2 protein-coding genes are annotated in these 1,893 nt (G+C 59.4%); both read left to right on the top strand.

Going from position 1 to position 1,893, the window contains the following annotated elements:
- Positions 1-180: 180 nt before the first annotated feature.
- Positions 181-1,494 (top strand): tyrosine--tRNA ligase, encoded by a 1,314-nt coding sequence (gene tyrS, locus IEX33_RS16625; RefSeq protein ID WP_188732031.1) that lies wholly within the window; start codon positions 181-183, stop codon positions 1,492-1,494.
- 73 nt (positions 1,495-1,567) lie between these two features.
- Positions 1,568-1,798, top strand: coding sequence for a hypothetical protein (locus IEX33_RS16620; RefSeq protein WP_146072969.1), 231 nt, complete (start codon positions 1,568-1,570; stop codon positions 1,796-1,798).
- Positions 1,799-1,893 lie beyond the last annotated feature (95 nt).

Here is a 1,893-nt window from a genome sequence, read left to right as displayed (position 1 = left end):
TTCGACGGCGTGGTGGTGCTTGAGCCGTCCATGATGCTGAACCATGAGCACGGCAAAGTGGGGGACCTGTACGTCGCGATGACCCGGGCCACCCAGCGGCTCCGGCTGATTGCTTCAGAACCGGTGCCGGCAGGGATCAAGCGCTGATCAGGCGCGCCGCATACTGCTAACTTAGAAGGCGTGCCAGAACTCATCAGCCTCGAATCGCAGCAGAACGACCCCACTTTTGCCAACATTTGGCAGGAACTGAAGTGGCGTGGCCTGGTCCACGTCTCCACCGACGAGGCGGAGCTTGAAAAACTCCTCGCCGGCGGACCGGTGACGTACTATTGCGGGTTCGATCCCACCGCGCCGAGCCTGCACCTGGGTAACCTGGTCCAGCTGCTCGTGATGCGGCGGCTGCAGCTGGCCGGCCACAAGCCCCTCGGACTGGTGGGTGGGTCAACCGGTATGATCGGCGACCCCCGTCCCACGGCCGAGCGCACGCTGAACACCAAGGACACCGTGGCCGAGTGGGTGGGCTACCTTCAGGCGCAGGTCCGCCGTTTCCTCAGCTTCGAGGGCGGCAACGCAGCGCAGATGGTCAACAACCTTGACTGGACGGCGCCGCTGAGCGCCATCGATTTCCTGCGTGACGTTGGGAAGCACTTCCGTGTGGGAACCATGCTGCGCAAGGACGCCGTGGCCTCACGGCTGAGCTCGGATGAGGGCATCAGCTACACCGAGTTCAGCTACCAGATCCTGCAGGGGATGGATTACCTCCAGCTCTACCGTGATTACGGCTGCGTGCTGCAGACCGGCGGCTCGGACCAGTGGGGCAACCTCACCAGCGGTACGGAATTGATCCGCAAGGTGGAGGGCAAGAGCGTCCACGCCCTGGGGACCCCATTGATTACCAATGCGGACGGGACGAAGTTCGGCAAGAGCGAGGGCAACGCCATCTGGCTGGACGCCGGCATGTGCAGCCCCTACGCCTTTTACCAGTTCTGGGTCAACACGGCGGATGCCGACGTTGTGGACCGGCTGAAGGTCTTCACCTTCCTTACCAAGGCGGAGATCGAGGAGCTTTCCGTTGCTGTGGCTGAACGGCCGTTCGCCCGTGAAGGCCAGCGGAAGCTTGCCTACGAAGTGACCTCCCTTGTTCACGGTGTGGAAGCCACGGAGAAGGTCATTGCGGCATCCGCCGCACTTTTCGGGAACGGTGACTTGACCGCCCTGGACAAGCCCACGCTCCAGGCGGCAACTTCCGAGCTTCCCTTCGCCACTGTGCAGGTGGACGAGATGGGGATCGTGGACCTGCTCGTTGCTTCCGGGCTGTCCGACAGCAAGTCGGCGGCAAGGCGCACCGTTGGCGAAGGCGGGGCCTACGTCAACAACGAGAAGGTGTCCGACCCCGAGGCGGTCATTCCGGAGTCCGAACTGCTGCATGGGCAGTACCTGCTCCTGCGCCGCGGAAAGAAGAACCTGGCAACCGTGGAGGTCCTGGTTCCCTAGGCTCTTCCCCCGCTTCATAGAGCACCTGCACGCTCCTCCGCAGCCGATTTGCACGGCCGCGGGGGAGCGTGTAATGTTTTCTGAGTCGCCGCCGCTGAAGCGGAAAAATAGCGACAAACCCCCACCAAAAAGTGAAGCAACTTCACCATGTGCGGAAGCGCAAAACGAAGAAATGCTTCACTTTATGATGGGCGGATTCATTCCACCGAGTGAATTCCGGGAAAACAACCGGATTTGCAAAGTGAAAATGAATGAAATAAGATTGAAACATCGCAGCGAAGAAATACGGAATAAGAATTCATGAAAATGAATTGTTTCGGGAATATTTGAATGTGTCTGTTGTTTGAGAACTCAATAGTGTGCCAAGTTTGTTGATACCAATTGTTTTAGTGATTGGTT

Source organism: Pseudarthrobacter scleromae (assembly GCF_014644515.1).
GTDB classification, from domain to species: domain Bacteria; phylum Actinomycetota; class Actinomycetes; order Actinomycetales; family Micrococcaceae; genus Arthrobacter; species Arthrobacter scleromae.
This window is presented reverse-complemented; position numbering and strand designations above follow the sequence as displayed.

Coding starts and splice junctions, on each gene's coding strand:
- IEX33_RS16620 (WP_146072969.1), top strand. CDS start 1,568: ATGTTTTCTGAGTCGCCGCCGCTGAAGCGGAAAAATAGCGACAAACCC.